The sequence below is a fragment of the Rathayibacter sp. AY1B7 genome (assembly GCF_002932735.1).
Classification (GTDB): domain Bacteria; phylum Actinomycetota; class Actinomycetes; order Actinomycetales; family Microbacteriaceae; genus Rathayibacter.
The window spans coordinates 1-15,979 of sequence record NZ_PSWK01000044.1 but is presented as its reverse complement, the minus strand read 5'-3'; the positions used below and the strand labels follow the sequence as shown (position 1 = coordinate 15,979).

Genomic DNA, 15,979 nt, shown 5'->3' with positions numbered 1-15,979 from the left:
GAGCGGCCTTCGTGTCCGACTTCGGCCTGGCCGAGCTGACTGCGCAGACCGGCACGAGCGGCTCCAACGGCATCGTCTCGGTCGAGACGCCCGGCGCCGTCGTCCTCGCGATCGTGCTCCTCGTCCGGCCCGCCGGCGGGGGAGCGCCCGGCGCAGCCACGGCGTCCGCGGGCCCGTCCTCGGCGCCGTCCGGGACCGCTCCGGCGACGTCCGCCGCTCCCGGCTCCGCGGAGGCGGCCGACGGCGCCGCCGCCCCCGCGCCGACGGCCTCCGCCGCTCCGTCCGACACCGAGTCGGGCACCGCATCCGACGCTCCTTCCGTGATCGTCTCCTTCGCCTCCACCCCCGCCTCCGTCGACTGCGAGGGCGACCGCACCGCATCCGTCCCGCTCGCCCTGTCGTGGGAGACGAGCGGAGGCGCCACCGCCCGCCTGGCCGTCGGCACCACCGACGCGAGCGCGGGCGAGCCCGTCGACCTCGCGGCGTCCGGCTACACCGCCGTCACCGCCGACTGCCGCGACTCCGAGACCCTGATCACCCTCGCCGTCCTCGCTCCCGACGGCACCACCGCCCAGCGCACCCTCGTCGTCCCCGCCTCCTGAGCCGCTCCGCCCGCGTGGAGGCGGTCACGGAGGCGTCGAGCGGCCCCGGCACGGCAGAATGGGACACGATGACCTCCACACCCCCTCCGCTCGGCCTGCTCCTCGACGTCGACGGGCCCATCGCGAGTCCCGTCACGCGCACGATCTCGATCCCCGAGATCGCCGACGACCTCGTCACCCTGGCCAACGCCGGCATCCCGATCGTGTTCAACACGGGCCGCTCCGACGCGTTCCTGCGCGAGCGGGTCCTGCCCGCGCTCCTCGAGCGCGGCGTCTCGGCCGAGGCCCGCATCGTCTGCGTCTGCGAGAAGGGCGCCGTCTGGTTCACCGTCGACTACCGCGGCACCTCGGAGCCGATCGTCGACGAGTCGCTCGCGATCCCCGAGCCGGTGGCCCGCGACCTCGAGCGGATGATCCGCTCCGACTACGACGACCTGGTCTTCTTCGACGAGACCAAGCGCGCCATGGTCTCGGCCGAGCAGCTGGTCGACCTGCCGAGCGAGGACTACCTCGAGCGCCAGCTCGTGTTCGACGCCGACGCCCTGCAGATCATGACCGCCGCGGGCCTGGGAGTCGAGCGCCGCGGCATCCGGTACCCGAACGAGGAGGGGACGGTCGACTTCCGCATCGACCCGACCGTCATCTCGACCGACATCGAGTCGAACCGGCTCGGCAAGGACCTCGGCGCCCAGCGCGCCGTGGAGCTGCTCGGAGCGACCGGCGCGATCCCGCAGCGCTGGCGCACGGTCGGCGACTCCCGGAGCGACTACGCGATGGCCGACTGGCTGTTCGAGCACGCCTACGACGTCGCCCACGTCGACGTGCGGCCCGCGGAGGGCGTGCCCGAGAAGCCCTACCCGGTCCTCGTCGTCGACGGAGCCGTGAACGATGCGGCCGGCGCCGCCGTGCTCCGCCGCTGGACGGAGCTCGTCGCCGACGAGACGACGCCCGAGGTCGGCGGCGCGATCTCGCTCCATGCCCGGAGCTGATCCGCAACCCTCGTCCCTCGTCGCTCAGGCCCGTTAGCGTTCGAGCATGAGAATCGCAGTCACCGGTGGATCCGGCAAGCTCGGCCGCCACGTCGTCACCCGCCTCCGCGCCTCCGGGCACGAGGTCTTCAACCTGGACCGCGCGGGGGACCGCGGCGCGGGCTTCGTCCGCATCGACATCGCCGACTACGGCCAGGTCGTGGACGCGCTGCAGTCGGTCAACGACCAGTACGAGGGCATCGACGCGCTCGTGCACCTCGCCGCGATCCCCGCGCCGGGCCTCGTGCCCGACGTCGCCACGTTCCACAACAACATGATCGCGACGTTCAACGCGTTCCACGGAGCGATCCGTGCCGGCATCCGCAACGTCGTCTACGCCTCCAGCGAGACCGTGCTGGGCCTGCCCTTCGACGTCCCGCCGCCCTACATCCCGGTCGACGAGCAGTACCCGGCGCGCCCGGAGTCGGTCTACTCGCTCACCAAGCACCTCGAGGAGCAGATGGCGATCGAGCTGTGCCGCTGGCACCCGGACCTGAAGATCATGGGCCTGCGCTTCTCGAACGTCATGGACGAGGCCGACTACGCCGAGTTCCCGTCGTTCGACTCCGACGCGCTGCTGCGCAAGTGGAACCTCTGGGGCTACATCGACGGACGCGATGGAGCGCAGGCGGTCGAGAAGGCGCTGCTCGCCGAGACGACCGGGTTCGACCGCTTCATCATCGCCGCGGCCGACACCGTGATGACGCGCCCCAACGCCGAGCTGGTGGCCGAGGTGTTCCCCGGCGTCGAGCTGCGCGGCGACCTCGGGACCACCGGGACCCTGCTCTCGATCGACCACGCCCGCGAGGTCCTCGGCTACGCCCCCGAGCACTCCTGGCGCGACTCGCAGCAGGGCTGACCCGCGGGCCCGGCGCATCGGGATCCGCGCTGTTCGTCGGTGGGGTGGATCCCGATACGCGGGCTGCGCCCGCTCCTCGATCAGCAGGGGTGCGGTCGGCCCGTGACCGTGCCGGTCGAGGAGCGGCAGCGCGGCGTCTCGAGACCCGCCCTGTTCGTGCGCGGTTCGGCTCGCCGCCGCACGCACGAGCGCGCCCGGTCCGCAGGACGCCTGCAGGCCGGGCGCGCTCCGTGGAGCCGAGGATCAGCTCGGGATGTAGTTGAAAGTGTCGGGGTCGGGGCCGGTGCGGTGGCCGCGGTCGAGCGCCGTGATGTCGGTCATCGCCTCGTCGTCGAGCTCGAAGTCGAAGAGGGCGAAGTTCTCCTCCACGCGCTTGCGGGTGACCGACTTCGGGAAGACGATGTCGCCGCGCTGGATGTGCCAGCGGAGCACGACCTGCGCCGGGCTGCGGTCGACGTTGCGCGCGATGCGGGTGATGGTGTCGTCGTCGAGGACGAGGCCCTGCGCGATCGGCGACCAGGCCTCGGTCGCGATGCCGTGCTCGGTGCCGTAGGCGCGGAGCTCCTGCTGCACGAGGTAGGGGTGCACCTCGATCTGGTTCACGGCCGGGACGATGGTCGCCTCGGCGCGGAGCCGGTTGAGGTGGTTGGTCTGGAAGTTGGAGACGCCGATCGCCTTCGCCTTGCCGCTGCGGTAGATCTCCTCCATCGCCTTCCAGGTCTCCAGGTAGTCGCCCACGTTCGGGAGCGGCCAGTGGATGAGGAAGAGGTCGACGTAGTCGAACTTCAGCTCGCCGAGGGTGACGTCGATCGCGGCGAGAGCGTCCTCGCGGGCGTGGAAGCCGTTGTTGAGCTTGCTGGTCACGAAGACCTCGGAGCGGTCGAGGCCGGAGGCGCGGACGGCCTCGCCGACGCCCGCCTCGTTGCCGTACATCTCGGCGGTGTCGATGTGGCGGTAGCCGACCTCGAGGGCCGCCAGGGTCGCGTCCTTGGTCTCGGCCGGGTCGATCTGGAACACGCCGAAGCCCAGCTGCGGGATCTCCACGCCGTTGTTCAGGGTGATCGTGGGGACCGTTGCGGTGTCGTCGCTCATGAGCGAGTACGTCCTTTCGTCGGGGCGAGGGCGCAGTGGAGCCGCGCCGTCGTGCCTCCAGTCCATCGCCTGCGGCTCTCAGCATCAACCCCTTGCGCGCTCGGCGGACATCCAGCTTCCCCGCGGAGGAGGAGTCGGATCCCCTGAGCAGAGGTGCGCCCGCTCCGGGAACGCCGAAGGCCCCCGGCACGGATGCCGGGGGCCTTCGGGGAGCGCGACTTACGCGCGGGACTTGCGGCCGACGATCGCGCCGTAGATGAGGAGGACGACGATCGCACCGACGACGGAGACGATGATGCTCACGATGTTGATGCCGTTGACGGCGTCCTGGATGCCGAACAGCGTGCTAAGGAAGCCGCCGAGCAGCGCGCCCACGATGCCGAGGACGATCGTGATGATCCATCCGCCGCCCTGCTTGCCCGGGAGGATGAGCTTGGCGAGCGCCCCGGCGATGAGGCCGAGGATGATCCAGCTGATGATGCCCATGATGTTTCTCCTTCAGTTCGTGCTCGATCGGCCGTTCCGATGCGAGCGGAGACACCGGCGGGCCGGTGTCCGGTGAGTCGTGGAAGCGGGGGTCAGCGGAGGCGGCGCTGCACCTTGTCGCGGGCCTTGCTCGCGATGGCGGTGAGCTGCTTGGCCTCGCGCTTGGAGGTCTTCTTGAGCTTCTTGCGGGTCTTCTTCGTGGCCGGGTCGTTCCACACGCCGAGTGCGAGGTGGCGCAGCTCTTCGTAGCGGCCACGGCCGGCGCGGGAGCCGAACACGTAGGCGGTGAAGGCGACCAGTGCCAGCAGGACGAGGCGGGGATTCATGCGGTGACCCTTCCATCGGAGAGCACCGGGTCGTGCTCGACACCCATTTGACTCTCCTGCGCAATCCGTGACAAACCACGGCCCGACCATTGACAGGGACCCCTCGCATCGTGTTCCGCGTGCGCGTGTACCCGATTCAGCCGCAGGCCGGAGACGTCTCGGACGGGAAGCGAGCGTGGAGGTAGTGGCCGTAGCCGCCCTCGACCCGGTTGTCGCGGCGGCCGGAGGTGACCACCTCGCCGCGGTCCGTCGCTCCGACCCGGGCGCCGCTCGCGCGCAGCCGCTCGACGAGCAGGACGTCCTCGTGCAGCGGCTCCCGGCCGAAGCCGCCCGCCGCGAGGTATGCGCTCGCGCGGACGCCGAGGTTCGCGCCGTGGATGCTGCCGATCGACTCCTCCCGCGCGCGGACGTCTCGCCAGCGCGAGTAGGCACCGGGGGAGAGGTCGGCCGGGTCGGGCCTAACCGTGCCGAGCAGCGCGTCGTGCCGTCGGGAGTGCTCGACGTGGGCGGCCAGCCAGTCGCGGGGGACCACGGTGTCGGCGTCGGTGTTGGCGATCCACACCTGCTCGAGCGGAGCAGCGACGGAGGAGAGGGCGTGCGCGATCCCGGCGGAGCGGGCGGCGCCGACTCCGCAGCGGGCGAGCTCCAGCACCTCGGCGCCGGCGGCACGGGCCCGCTCGACGGTCGCGTCGGAGCAGCCGTCCGCGGCGACCACGAGGCGCATCCCGATTCCGGGCGCCCGATGGGCGAGGTGGGTCGCGCTCGCCCGGACGGAGGCGATCAGGCCGCCGATCCGCTCCTCCTCGTCGAGGGCCGGGACGACGACCAGCACCTGCGCGAGCCGGCTCACACCAGCCCCGTCCGGCGGGCGACCGAGCGGGAGTCGCGGGCGTGGACCTCGAGCAGGACGTCCTCCTCCTCGTGGCGGGCGAGGCGGTGCAGGCCCAGCTCCGCCACGGCGGACTGCACGGCGTCGCCGTCCAGAGCGAGCCCCTCGATCGGATGCCGCCAGTGCACGGTGACGAGCTCCCCCGCGGGGGCGAGGGCGTCGCGGATGGTGCGCAGCACGCCGGGGAGGGCGTCGCCGAGGTAGTAGCCGACCTCCGAGAGCACGACCAGGTCGAACGGACCCTCCGGCACGCCGCGGGTGATGTCGTGGTGCTCGACCCGCACGTGCTCGAGCGGAGCGAGGCGGCGGGCGGCGCGCTCGACGGCGGCGCTCGACACGTCGATCGCCAGCAGGCGGTCGGCCCGGTCGGCCAGCGCCTCGGCCAGCACGCCGATCGAGGCGCCGATCTCCAGCACGGAGCCGTAGCGCTGCTCCGGCAGGCTCGCGAGGGTCAGGGCGCGCTTGCGCTGCTCGTACCAGCGGCTCGTGTACCCCCACGGGTCCTCGTGGCGGGCGTACAGCTCGTCGAAGTAGCTCATGCGATCCTCACCAGCCGGTCGTCCCCGGTGAAGGTGCGCAGGAAGAGCGGATGGAGCACCGGACCGGTCCCGTCGGGCCCGGGGCGGGTCTGGCTGGGATAGCGGGAGCGGGCACGGCGGGTGCGCTCGAGCAGCTCGTCGTCGAGCGGCAGGCGCACGAGGTCGCCCCACGGCACCTCGGGGTCCTCCGGGACCGCCCAGTGCCACAGCCAGATCGGCGCGGCGAGCAGCGGCTGCCCGAGCTCGCGCGCGACCTCCGCGCAGATCTCGCCGACCACGCGGTGGTCCCGGTGCCCGTCCCCGGTCCAGGTGGAGAGGAGCAGGACGGTCCCGGGGGCGCCGGCCGCCCGCTCGCGCACCTCGCGTGCGATGCGCTCGTGGTGCTCCGGGGTCGCCGAGTCCGGCACGTCGAGGAAGGCGAGCCCGATGCCGGGGCCGAGCTCCGCCAGTGCGTCCGAGGCCTCCCGCCGGCGCTCGGCAGCGAGGTCCGCGTCCCGCTCCCCATGGGCCGCGGCTCCGTCGGTCACGACGACGACGTCGACCGCGATCCCGCGCCGACGCGCGAGCGCGATGGTGCCGCCGCAGCCGAGGGTCTCGTCGTCGGCGTGCGCCACGACCACCAGGACGCGCCGGATCCCGTCGGGCAGGGTCAGCTCCGGGAGGCGGTCGCGGCGGCCGTCCGCGGTCCAGCGCTCGAGAGGAGTGCCCTCGAGGCGCCCGTCGAAGGGCCGGCTCACCAGGAGGCCGCCTCGCCCGAGGCGAGCACGGCGCGGCCGAGAGCGGCGTCGTCGCGCTCGGCGTGGTGCTGGCGGACGTAGAGCGCGAGGTCGGCGACGCGCTTGGCGTGCTCGGCGTCGAGGGCGAGCGGAGCCGGGCCGAGCGCGCGGCCGGCGCGGAGCAGGATCTCCTCGACCGCTCCGGCGACGCTCGCCCGCACGCGCTTGGCGAGCAGTGAGCCGCGGGGGCCGTCGGCCTCGCCCGCGTCGACCGCCGCGGCGGCCTCGTCCAGCGCCCGGCGCGACGCGGAGAGCGCCGTGTCGATCGCTCCGAGGTGGGCCAGGAGGTGCGGGTCCTCGCGTCGGGCTGCCGCTGCCGCGACGGCAGCCGCGACTCCGAGGGCTCCGCCGTGCCAGCAGGCGGCGACGCCGATGCCGCCCCAGGCGAAGCCGGGCCGCGAGAGGTACCAGCCGGCGTCCCCCACGGGGACGGCGCGGGTGCCGGAGAAGCGGACCGGTCCGCTGGGCACCTCCGTCAGGCCCCGCGCGTGCCAGGCGTCCTGCTCCGGCGTCGCCGACCCGTCGCGCAGCGCCACGGCGAAGAGGCGGCGCTCGCCGGAGGCGTCGCCGACGTGGGCGGTGACGAGGGCGGCGTCGAGGCGGTCGGCCAGCGAGCACCAGGGCTTCACTCCGTCGAGCAGCCAGTCGCCGTCGCTCTCGCGCGCGACCAGAGGATCCCCGCCGCCCTCGGCCGCGAAGACCCCCCAGGCGGCGTCGGCGGCGACTCCGAGTCCGGACGGGTCGAGCTCCGCCTCGCCGAGGATCGCGAGAGCGTCGAGGTGCGGCTCCACCGCGCGCGCGACGCCGAGGTCGTGCCGAGCCAGGCGCTCGAGGAGACCGTGCAGCTCGGCGGTGCGACCGGTGCCGGGCCGGGGCGCGTCGGCGCTCAGACCGCGCGCGAAGCCGAGCGCGCCGTCGACGTCGTGGGGGAGGAGAGAGGAGGAGTGCTGGTCCATCGCCTCCGAAACTACGCAGTCGAGCGGGCGGCGTCCGGCGATTGTCCCCGAACGGACGGGGTGCTAAGCGTCAGATGTCAAGGTCGTTGATCCTGTGCAGGAGAGAGGCGAAGAGCTCGACGTCGGCGAGCGCCCAGCTGCGCAGCTCCTCGTGCATCAGCGCCTGGTTCGAGCTGCGGATCTCGCGCAGCCGCGCGGCGGTCGCCGGAGTCACCGAGAGGATCGTGGCGCGGCCGTCCTGCGGGTCGGGGGTGCGCTCGAGGAAGCCGAGGCGGTCGAGCGCCGTGATCTGGCGGCTGAGCGCCGACTTGTCCATCTCGAGGAGCTCGGCCAGCACGCCCGAGTGCACGGGTCCGCGGCGCTCGAGCGCCGAGATCGTCTTGTAGCCCAGTGGCGTCAGCTCCGGGTGGAGACGCTCGGCGTAGGAGCGCATCGCCGCCCGCACACGGTTGAAGAGGGTGCTGAGCTCGCCCTCCACCGAGGCGATCGCGGAGTCGACGTCGCGGGCGGAGTCGGGGGTCGGGCCGGTCATGCCTCCAGCATCCCGCGCGCGGGCCCTCCTCCTCGACTTGCGCCCGCGCGCCGCGATGACGTACGCTTCCCGAAGCCAAAGACCGCCGGTTTCCGGTGTGCGCACGAGCAGGGCCCCGGCCCCGCGGATCGCCACCGGACGAAGGATTCGCGAAGCGAATTGCCCGCGCAGGTGCACGAGTTCAGTTCCGCCTCACCGCGATCCCGAAGCTCCGCGCCCCTGTGCCGGAGCTTTTTTCTTTGCCTGCCTTCGGGCTACCGGCACGAGAATTCACAGGAGTAGCCATGGCGAACAAGGAAGCCTCGGTTGCCGAACTCACGGAGAAGTTCCAGAGCTCGACGGCCGTTCTGCTGACCGAGTACCGCGGTCTCACTGTTGCTCAGCTCAAGACGCTGCGCAAGGACATCAGTGAGCACGCAACCTACGCCGTGGTGAAGAACACGCTGACCAAGATCGCGGCGAACAACGCCGGTATCTCGTCCTTCGACGACGAGCTCGCTGGCCCCTCGGCCATCGCGTTCGTGCACGGCGACCCTGTCGCCGTCGCGAAGTCGCTGCGTGCCTTCGCCAAGGCAAACCCTCTCCTCGTGGTCAAGGGCGGTTACTTCGACGGTAACCCGCTGACCGCAGAAGAGGTGGGCAAGCTCGCCGACCTCGAGTCCCGCGAAGTTCTGCTCGGCAAGCTCGCCGGCGCCTTCAAGGCCTCGCTGTTCGGCGCCGCATATCTGTTCAACGCTCCGCTCTCGAAGGCCGTTCGCACGGTCGAGGCGCTGCGCGAGAAGCAGGAGTCCGCGAGCTGACGTCTTCCCCTTCCGGGAAGCAGTGCGCGCGCGGTTCGTAGACAAAGAAAAACAAGGAGAAAAATCATGGCAAAGCTCACGCAGGACGAGCTCATCGAGGCCTTCAAGGAGCTCACGCTCATCGAGCTCTCGGAGTTCGTCAAGAAGTTCGAAGAGGTCTTCGAGGTCACCGCTGCGGCGCCCGTCGCCGCCGCCGGTGTGGCCGGCCCGGCCGCCCCCGCCGAAGAGGTCGAGGAGCAGACCGAGTTCGACGTCGTGCTCGAGGCCGCCGGCGAGAAGAAGATCCAGGTCATCAAGGAGGTGCGCGCCCTCACCAGCCTCGGCCTCGGTGAGGCGAAGGCGCTCGTCGACGGTGCCCCCAAGGCGGTCCTCGAGGCCGTCAACAAGGAGACCGCCGAGAAGGCCAAGGCTCAGCTCGAGGGCGCCGGCGCGACCGTCACCGTCAAGTAATCCCCTTCACCCGTCGCGGGTGCCGGCTCCGGCCGGTCGCTCGTCGGGGTGACGCAGGCACGCCTGCAGACGCAGGGCGTCGTCTCCTCGGAGGCGGCGCCCTTCGTCGTTCCCGCCCGACGGAGGCCCGCGCCCCTAGGATCGGAGCGTGACTGCTCACGATCTGCTCGCCGGGCTCCCCGCCCGCGACGTCCCGCCCAGCGAGGTCTCGCTCAGCGAGCTCCTGAGCGACTTCGTCTCGGTGACGCACCGGATCACCCGCCTCGCCGCCCAGGCGACCGGCAACCAGGAGTCGCAGGCCGTCTGGCGCACGCTCTCGGTGCTCCTCTCGATGGGCCCGATGCGCCTGGGGGAGCTCGCCTCCCAGAGCCGCGTCTCGCAGCCCACGATGACCAAGATCGTGAAGAACCTCGTCGAGACCGGCTGGCTCGACCGCATCGCCGATCCCCTCGACGCGCGCGCCTGGCAGATCCGCCTGGCTCCCGCCGGCGCGGACGCGCTGAACGCCTGGCGGACCGACCTCGGCGACGCGCTGACGCCGATCTTCGCCGATCTGACTCCGGAGGACCGCCGCGTCCTCGAGCGCGCCGTCGAGATCATGCACGAGCGCCTCGTCGTCGGCCCGCGCGACTGACCCCCTCCCGCACGGTTCCGCCGCGCGGCACACTGGTCGCGTGCAGATGCGACTCGAGCTCGTCCCCCTCCCCGTCGGCGACGTCGGCCGCGCGGTCGCCTTCTACACGGAGGTGATGGGCTTCCACCTCGACCACGACGTGCGGCCCTCCGCCGCGATGCGCGTGGTCCAGCTCACCCCGCCCGGCTCGGCCTGCTCGATCGTGGTCGGCAGCGGGATGGGCCCCGGTCCGGAGGAGGGCGTCGTCCGCTCCCTCCACCTCGTCGTCGACGACATCGCCGCCGCTCGCGCGGAGCTCGTCGGCCGCTCGCTCGAGATCAGCGAGGTCCAGGACCTGGGCGGCGTGCAGTACGCGTACTTCGCCGATCCGGACGGCAACACCTGGGCGCTCCAGGAGATCGGGAGCAGGACGCCCCCGGAGTGAGTCAGTCCTCGGGCCAGCGGACCCGGGCGTCGACGTCGGGGTGCTTGCGCAGCCAGGCCGCGACGAAGGGGCAGCGCGGGACGACCGTGCCGCCCGCCTCCGTGATCGCGGTGACCGCGGCCCGCGCGAGGATGCTCCCGAGGCCGTGGCCCTCCCACGCGTCGTCGACGACGGTGTGGGTGAGCGTCACCTCGTCGCCCTGACGGGTGTACGCGGCGAAGCCGGCCGGGGTGCCGCCGACCTCGATCACGAAGCGGGACCGCTCGGGGACGTCGCGGACGGTGGGGGTGTCGGAGTCGCTCATGCTCCGATTCTCGCCCCCCGCGGCGCCGAGGTGCTGGTGCGGATCACCAGCGAGGCGGGGATCAGCGTGTGGCGGGCCGGGGGAGGGGGCTCGCCTCGACCGAGGGCGGCCAGCGCGTCCAGCACCAGCGCGACCGCGAGCTCGCCCTGCTGGCGCGGGTCCTGGCGGATCGAGCTGAGACCGAAGAGCTCGGCGAGGGGGTGGTCGTCGATCCCGATGACGGAGACGTCCTCGGGCACCGAGAGGCCGAGCTCGCGCGCCGCGAGGATGATCCCGATCGCGATCTCGTCGGAGGCGGCGAAGATCGCCGTCGGCCGGGTCCGCGGGTCGCCGAGGACCTGCCGTCCGGCGCTGTGCCCGCCGGGGATGTCGAAGGTGGTGGGCACGATGTCCTGCGCGCCCGGCTCGAGGCCGGCGGCCGCGAGCGCCTGGCGGAAGCCGTCGCGGCGCTGCGTGTGGACGTGGAAGTCCATCTCCTCCTCCGCGAGCCCGCCGATGTGGACGACCCGCTCGTGGCCGAGGGAGAGCAGGTGCTCCGTGGCGAGGCGGGAGGCGGCGACGTCGTCGATGCTGAAGGTGGGGATGCCGGGGAGCTCGCCGCCGATGCCGACGATGGGCTTGCCCAGGGCGAGGAGCGCCTCCGTCTCGTGCGGCGAGATCTCGAGCGTGACGGCGACGATCGCGTCGACGCGCTTGCGGACGAGGTAGTACTCGAACACGCTCCGGCGGGCGTCGAGGTGCTTGTCGATGTTGTAGAGGAGCAGGTCGTAGCCGGCGGCGAGCAGGGCGCGCTCGATGCCCTCGATGATCCCGGCGAAGAACCACTGGTTGATGATCGGGATGATCACGGCGATGTTGTTGCTGCGGCCGGTGACGAGGCTGGAGGCGTTGGCGGAGACGACGTAGCCCAGGCTCGTCGCGGCGCGCTCGACGCGCTGCTTCGTCCCCGCGGAGACGTAGCCCCGGCCGCTGAGCGCGCGCGATACCGTCGCCTTCGACACTCCTGCGAGCTCGGCCACCTCTTCGATGCCTGGCACGGCGTTCCTCCCGACCGTCCGGCCTCGATGCTGGAAACGGTTCCAGGAAGTTATACCCCGCCCGGCGGCCGGGCGTCGCGCCGAGATCGATCTCCGCCCGGCCCGGCGGCCGCGATCGCTGTTCTGACGCCGAATCGTTATCTCAGAGAGCGCTCTATCACCGGCGTTGTGCTTTCATCGTTCTTGTGGAAAGGTTTCCCTCCGTGGGAGCCCACCCACACGAATCCGGTGATCCGCTCGGAGTTCCTCCTGGCATCGCCATCACCAGCATCCGAGTCGTCGCGGCACACGCTTCGAGCCGCCACAGCCTCCCGATCCCGATCGGCGAGGAGCGGCCTGCTCGGCTGGTTCCACCACTCAATGAGGAGGAAGAATGCGGTCATCCCTGCACCGCCGTATCACCGTCCCGGTCGCCGTTCTGGCAGCGGCCGGCATCGCACTCGCGGGCTGCTCCAGCAGCAGTGACCCCAACGACCCGAACGCCGGCGGCGGCAGCTCGGCCGGCACGGTCGGCACCGCCGACGGCGTCGTCAACGTCTACGGCACCATCAACGGCGACGAGGCCACCCTTCTCGAGCAGTCCTGGGCGGACTGGGAGAAGGAGAGCGGCATCGAGATCAAGTACACGGGCGACAAGGAGTTCGAGAAGCAGATCGGCATCAAGGTCCAGGGTGGCGACACCCCCGACCTCGCGATCTTCCCGCAGCCGGGTCTGCTCGCCGACACCGTCGCCTCCGGCAAGGTGCAGGAGCTCCCCGAGGGCGCCCTCGCCAACGTCAAGCAGAACTGGTCCGAGGACTGGCAGAAGTACGGCCAGGTCGACGGCACCCAGTACGGCGCGCCGCTGATGGCGTCCGTCAAGGGCTACATCTGGTACTCCCCGGCCAAGTTCACGGAGTGGGGCGTCTCCGTTCCCACGACGTGGGACGAGATGGAGGCGCTCGGCAAGACGATCGCCGAGAAGACCGGCGGACCGTCCTGGTGCGCGGGCTTCAACTCCGGTGAGGCCTCCGGCTGGCCCGGAACCGACTGGATCGAGGACGCCGTCCTCCGCGAGGCCGGCCCCGACGTCTACGACTCCTGGGTCGCGGGCGACACCCCCTTCACCGACCCGGCCATCAAGTCCGCGTTCGACTCCGTCGGATCGATCCTCCTCGACCCGACCCTCGTCAACGCCGGCTACGGCGACGTGAAGTCGATCAACTCCACCGCCTTCGGCGACGTCGCCCAGAACATGGCGAACGGCACCTGCGCGCTGACCCACCAGGCCTCGTTCTTCGAGGGCTTCCTGACCTCGGCCGGCGCCAACGTGGCCGAGGACGGCGACGTGTGGGCCTTCCTCACCCCGCCGGTCAAGGCCGACGACGCCCAGGCCGTCACCGGTGGTGGCGAGATGGTCGCCGCGTTCTCGAACGACGAGGACACCGCGAAGGTCCAGGAGTACCTGGCCAGCGCCGACTGGGCCAACAGCCGCGTCTCCCTCGGCGGCGTCATCTCCGCGAACACCGGTCTCGACCCGGCCAACGCGGGCAGCGACGTCCTGAAGGACTCCATCGCGATCCTCCAGAACCCGGACACCACGTTCCGCTTCGACGCGTCCGACCTCATGCCGAAGGCAGTGGGCTCGGACAGCTTCTTCAAGGGCATGGTCGACTGGATCGACGGCACGAGCACCGACCAGGCGCTCGAGGAGATCCAGGCCGGCTACACCTCCTAGCAGCGGAGCAGAGCCGCCGCTCCCGAGTGGCGGCTCAGCTGTGACGGCCCGGCCCCCGGATCCACGGATCCCGGGGCCGGGCCCCTCCTGAGTCCAGAGTCGCACTCGAAAGGGCGTCCATGTCCCCCATCACCATCTCGGGGTTCTTCCAATGGCTGGCGGGAATCCCGCCGCTCGCGCAGATCCCGCTCATCCTCCTGGCCTTCGCGGCCGTGGTGGCGCTCATCCTCTTCTTCGTCGAGATCGCGCCCCGCCGCGGCACCGGCTACACGGTCCTCCGGCTCGCGGTGACGGTCGTCCTGCCGGTCGTCCTCCTGCTGGTCTTCGGCCTCTACAACTCCGTCCTCTGGGTCGCGGTGGTGGCCGCCGTCATCGGCGGCGCGCTGTTCCTGCTCGACTTCCGGTCCCGCAAAGGCGCGGGCTACGGACTCCAGCTCATCGCGTTCATGGCACCGGCCGCCTTCTTCATCCTCATCGGCCTGATCTACCCGACGATCACGACGGCCATCAACGCGTTCATGAAGAACGACGGCTCCGGATTCGCCGGCATCGACAACTTCGTCTGGGTCTTCACCAGCCCCGACGGCATCACCGCCTTCCTCAACACGGTGGTCTGGGTGCTCCTGGCCCCGATCACGGCGACCGCGATCGGTCTCGCCTACGCGGTCTTCATCGACAAGAGCCGCGGCGAGAAGTTCTTCAAGCTGCTGGTCTTCATGCCGATGGCGATCTCGTTCGTCGGCGCGTCGATCATCTTCAAGTTCTTCTACGACGTGCGCCAGGGCGAGCAGATCGGCCTCCTCAACGGCATCCTCACCGCCTTCGGCGCCCCGCCGGTCGACTGGCTGGGACTCGAGCCGTGGAACACGCTGTTCCTCGTCGTCGTCCTCATCTGGACCCAGGCCGGATTCGCCATGACGGTGCTCTCCGCCGCCATCAAGGGCGTCCCCTCCGAGCAGCTCGAAGCGGCCTCGCTCGACGGAACCAGCGCGTGGCAGTCCTTCTGGAACGTCACCGTCCCCGGCATCCGCTCCTCGATCGTGGTCGTCCTCACGACGATCTCGATCGCGTCGCTGAAGGTCTTCGACATCGTCTCGGCGATGACCGGCGGCCGCTCCGACACCACGGTCCTCGCGTTCGAGATGGTCCGCCAGTTCCAGCTCGGCGCCCGCAGCGGCTACAGCGCGGCCCTCGCGGTCATCCTGTTCCTGCTCGTGCTCCCGATCGTCGTCTACAACGCCCGCCAGCTCGCCAAGCAGAGGGAGATCCGATGAGCGTCACGCCCACTCCGATCCAGGTTCCGGTCGACCGCAGCACCGAGCGCGCGCTCGCCCGCGGCGAGTCCAGGATCGAGGCGGCCAGCGGCAAGGTCAAGAAGGCGACGACATCGCGCGGCGCCACCCTCGCCGCGCTGATCATCGCCGTCATCTGGACCGTCCCCACCCTCGGCCTGTTCATCTCGTCGTTCCGCCCCGCGAACGACATCAAGACGACCGGCTGGTGGACGATCTTCGCCAACCCCGGCTTCACCCTCGACAACTACGCGAACGCGCTCAACTCGGGCGATAGCCTGACCCTGGGCAAGGCGTTCGTGAACTCGCTGGTCATCACGCTGCCGGCGGCGCTGATCCCGATCACGATCGCCAGCCTCGCCGCCTACGCGTTCGCCTGGATCGACTTCAAGGGCCGCAACACGCTCTTCGTCCTCGTGTTCTCGCTCCAGATCGTCCCCATCCAGATGGCGCTCGTGCCGCTGCTGCAGCTGTTCTCGGACGGCCTGCGCATCGGAGGGCTCTACATCCTCCCCGGCCTCGGGGTGAACGGGTTGGACGGCTCCTACGCGAAGGTGTGGATCGCGCACACGATCTTCGCGCTCCCGCTCGCGATCTTCATGCTCCACAACTTCATCTCCGAGATCCCCGGCGAGGTCATCGAAGCGGCACGAGTGGACGGCGCCGGACACGGCCAGATCTTCTTCCGCATCGTGCTCCCGCTCTCGGTCCCCGCCATCGCCTCCTTCGGCATCTTCCAGTTCCTCTGGGTCTGGAACGACCTGCTGGTCGCGACGGTCTTCACCTCCGGACAAGGGCTGCCGATCACGAAGGCGCTGCAGGACCTCACCGGCTCCTACGGCCAATCGTGGGAGCTGCTCACGGCCGGCGCGTTCATCTCGATCATCGTGCCGCTCATCGTGTTCTTCTCCCTCCAGAGGTTCTTCGTCCGCGGCCTCCTCGCCGGCGCCACCAAGGGCTGACGACCCGCGGGGGTGCCGTGGGCGGCGTTGTCGTCGTCGGCGGTAGCTCCGCTACAGCTCTCCTCCTCCGCCTTGCCCACGACACCCCCGCGGGCCGTCAGCACTGCTCGTCGGGGGGAATAGGGTGCACGAACGAAGGCCCGGGTCCTGCTGCGCAGGACCCGGGCCTTCGTCGTGCGGTGGCGCCGGGGGCGGCCACCAGGGGAGCACGGCGCCGGGGGCGGCCGACTGAGGCACGGCGCGGGGGGCGGCCGAAGGAGGCACGGCGCCGGGG

The 15,979-nt window shown here is 71.1% G+C and carries 20 protein-coding genes; 10 read left to right on the top strand and 10 right to left on the bottom strand.

All coding sequences use genetic code 11. The features are described 5' to 3' along the window. The 3 genes from C5C95_RS16195 to C5C95_RS16185 all read left to right on the top strand — a co-directional run. Nucleotides 1-602, top strand: a 602-nt coding sequence (locus tag C5C95_RS16195) for a hypothetical protein (RefSeq protein ID WP_219814773.1), incomplete at its 5' end; no start/stop codon positions are given. Between the two features lie 68 nt (nt 603-670). Further along, entirely contained in the window at nt 671-1,591 is a 921-nt protein-coding gene (locus tag C5C95_RS16190) for a hypothetical protein (RefSeq protein WP_104234599.1), read from the top strand. Nucleotides 1,592-1,637: 46 nt separating this feature from the next. Beyond that, nucleotides 1,638-2,489 (top strand): NAD(P)-dependent oxidoreductase, encoded by an 852-nt coding sequence (locus C5C95_RS16185; protein WP_104324849.1) that lies wholly within the window; start codon nt 1,638-1,640, stop codon nt 2,487-2,489. Nucleotides 2,490-2,732: 243 nt separating this feature from the next. On the opposite strand, the gene C5C95_RS16180 is transcribed toward C5C95_RS16185, so the two are convergent. The 8 genes from C5C95_RS16180 to C5C95_RS16145 form a co-directional block, all read right to left on the bottom strand. Next, nucleotides 2,733-3,581, bottom strand: coding sequence for an aldo/keto reductase (locus tag C5C95_RS16180; protein ID WP_104224329.1), 849 nt, complete (start codon nt 3,579-3,581; stop codon nt 2,733-2,735). 219 nt (nt 3,582-3,800) lie between these two features. Further along, nucleotides 3,801-4,067 (bottom strand): GlsB/YeaQ/YmgE family stress response membrane protein, encoded by a 267-nt coding sequence (locus C5C95_RS16175; protein WP_104224330.1) that lies wholly within the window; start codon nt 4,065-4,067, stop codon nt 3,801-3,803. 92 nt (nt 4,068-4,159) lie between these two features. Next, nucleotides 4,160-4,393, bottom strand: coding sequence for a hypothetical protein (locus C5C95_RS16170; protein ID WP_104227476.1), 234 nt, complete (start codon nt 4,391-4,393; stop codon nt 4,160-4,162). Between the two features lie 136 nt (nt 4,394-4,529). Continuing rightward, nucleotides 4,530-5,243 carry a glycosyltransferase family 2 protein gene (locus C5C95_RS16165; RefSeq protein ID WP_104234597.1) on the bottom strand — a complete coding sequence of 238 codons (714 nt, stop codon included), beginning with the start codon at nt 5,241-5,243 and terminating at the stop codon, nt 4,530-4,532. After that, a complete protein-coding gene (locus C5C95_RS16160) occupies nt 5,240-5,821 on the bottom strand; it encodes a class I SAM-dependent methyltransferase (RefSeq protein WP_104234596.1) in 582 nt (193 codons plus the stop codon). Before C5C95_RS16160 ends, C5C95_RS16165 begins: the two co-directional genes overlap by 4 nt. Next, entirely contained in the window at nt 5,818-6,558 is a 741-nt protein-coding gene (locus C5C95_RS16155) for a PIG-L deacetylase family protein (RefSeq protein ID WP_181027272.1), read from the bottom strand. The genes C5C95_RS16160 and C5C95_RS16155 overlap by 4 nt, the downstream gene beginning before the upstream one ends. Continuing rightward, nucleotides 6,555-7,553 carry an acyl-CoA dehydrogenase gene (locus tag C5C95_RS16150; protein ID WP_219812390.1) on the bottom strand — a complete coding sequence of 333 codons (999 nt, stop codon included), beginning with the start codon at nt 7,551-7,553 and terminating at the stop codon, nt 6,555-6,557. Before C5C95_RS16150 ends, C5C95_RS16155 begins: the two co-directional genes overlap by 4 nt. A gap of 70 nt (nt 7,554-7,623) precedes the next feature. After that, on the bottom strand, nt 7,624-8,085 hold the full coding sequence (locus tag C5C95_RS16145) for a MarR family winged helix-turn-helix transcriptional regulator (RefSeq protein ID WP_104224334.1): 462 nt from the start codon (nt 8,083-8,085) through the stop codon (nt 7,624-7,626). A gap of 284 nt (nt 8,086-8,369) precedes the next feature. On the opposite strand from C5C95_RS16145, the gene rplJ reads away from it, so the two are divergent. The 4 genes from rplJ to C5C95_RS16125 all read left to right on the top strand — a co-directional run bounded on the left by rplJ (nt 8,370) and on the right by C5C95_RS16125 (nt 10,393). Continuing rightward, the gene (gene rplJ / locus C5C95_RS16140; protein ID WP_055791018.1) at nt 8,370-8,885 is read left to right on the top strand and encodes a 50S ribosomal protein L10; all 516 of its coding nucleotides are present in this window, start codon (nt 8,370-8,372) and stop codon (nt 8,883-8,885) included. A gap of 66 nt (nt 8,886-8,951) precedes the next feature. Next, nucleotides 8,952-9,335 (top strand): 50S ribosomal protein L7/L12, encoded by a 384-nt coding sequence (rplL, locus tag C5C95_RS16135; RefSeq protein WP_104224335.1) that lies wholly within the window; start codon nt 8,952-8,954, stop codon nt 9,333-9,335. Between the two features lie 148 nt (nt 9,336-9,483). Beyond that, nucleotides 9,484-9,969: a MarR family winged helix-turn-helix transcriptional regulator gene (locus C5C95_RS16130; RefSeq protein ID WP_244229591.1), complete on the top strand. Its 486-nt coding sequence runs from the start codon at nt 9,484-9,486 to the stop codon at nt 9,967-9,969. Nucleotides 9,970-10,009: 40 nt separating this feature from the next. After that, the gene (locus tag C5C95_RS16125) at nt 10,010-10,393 is read left to right on the top strand and encodes a VOC family protein (RefSeq protein ID WP_181125739.1); all 384 of its coding nucleotides are present in this window, start codon (nt 10,010-10,012) and stop codon (nt 10,391-10,393) included. Nucleotide 10,394: 1 nt separating this feature from the next. Here C5C95_RS16125 and C5C95_RS16120 read toward each other — a convergent pair whose 3' ends face one another. Together C5C95_RS16120 and C5C95_RS16115 are read right to left on the bottom strand one after the other, a co-directional pair. Further along, nucleotides 10,395-10,697, bottom strand: a complete 303-nt coding sequence (locus C5C95_RS16120) for a GNAT family N-acetyltransferase (RefSeq protein ID WP_104224336.1) — start codon at nt 10,695-10,697, stop codon at nt 10,395-10,397. Next, nucleotides 10,694-11,734 carry a LacI family DNA-binding transcriptional regulator gene (locus tag C5C95_RS16115; protein WP_104224337.1) on the bottom strand — a complete coding sequence of 347 codons (1,041 nt, stop codon included), beginning with the start codon at nt 11,732-11,734 and terminating at the stop codon, nt 10,694-10,696. The genes C5C95_RS16120 and C5C95_RS16115 overlap by 4 nt, the downstream gene beginning before the upstream one ends. Before the next feature lie 373 nt (nt 11,735-12,107). Here C5C95_RS16115 and C5C95_RS16110 point away from each other — a divergent pair, with 373 nt between their 5' ends. The 3 genes from C5C95_RS16110 to C5C95_RS16100 all read left to right on the top strand — a co-directional run bounded on the left by C5C95_RS16110 (nt 12,108) and on the right by C5C95_RS16100 (nt 15,705). Next, nucleotides 12,108-13,451 (top strand): ABC transporter substrate-binding protein, encoded by a 1,344-nt coding sequence (locus tag C5C95_RS16110; protein WP_104262983.1) that lies wholly within the window; start codon nt 12,108-12,110, stop codon nt 13,449-13,451. 119 nt (nt 13,452-13,570) lie between these two features. Next, nucleotides 13,571-14,725: a carbohydrate ABC transporter permease gene (locus tag C5C95_RS16105; RefSeq protein ID WP_181027270.1), complete on the top strand. Its 1,155-nt coding sequence runs from the start codon at nt 13,571-13,573 to the stop codon at nt 14,723-14,725. Further along, complete coding sequence (locus C5C95_RS16100) at nt 14,722-15,705, top strand: carbohydrate ABC transporter permease (RefSeq protein WP_104224339.1); 984 nt, start codon at nt 14,722-14,724, stop codon at nt 15,703-15,705. Before C5C95_RS16105 ends, C5C95_RS16100 begins: the two co-directional genes overlap by 4 nt. Nucleotides 15,706-15,979: the final 274 nt, after the last annotated feature.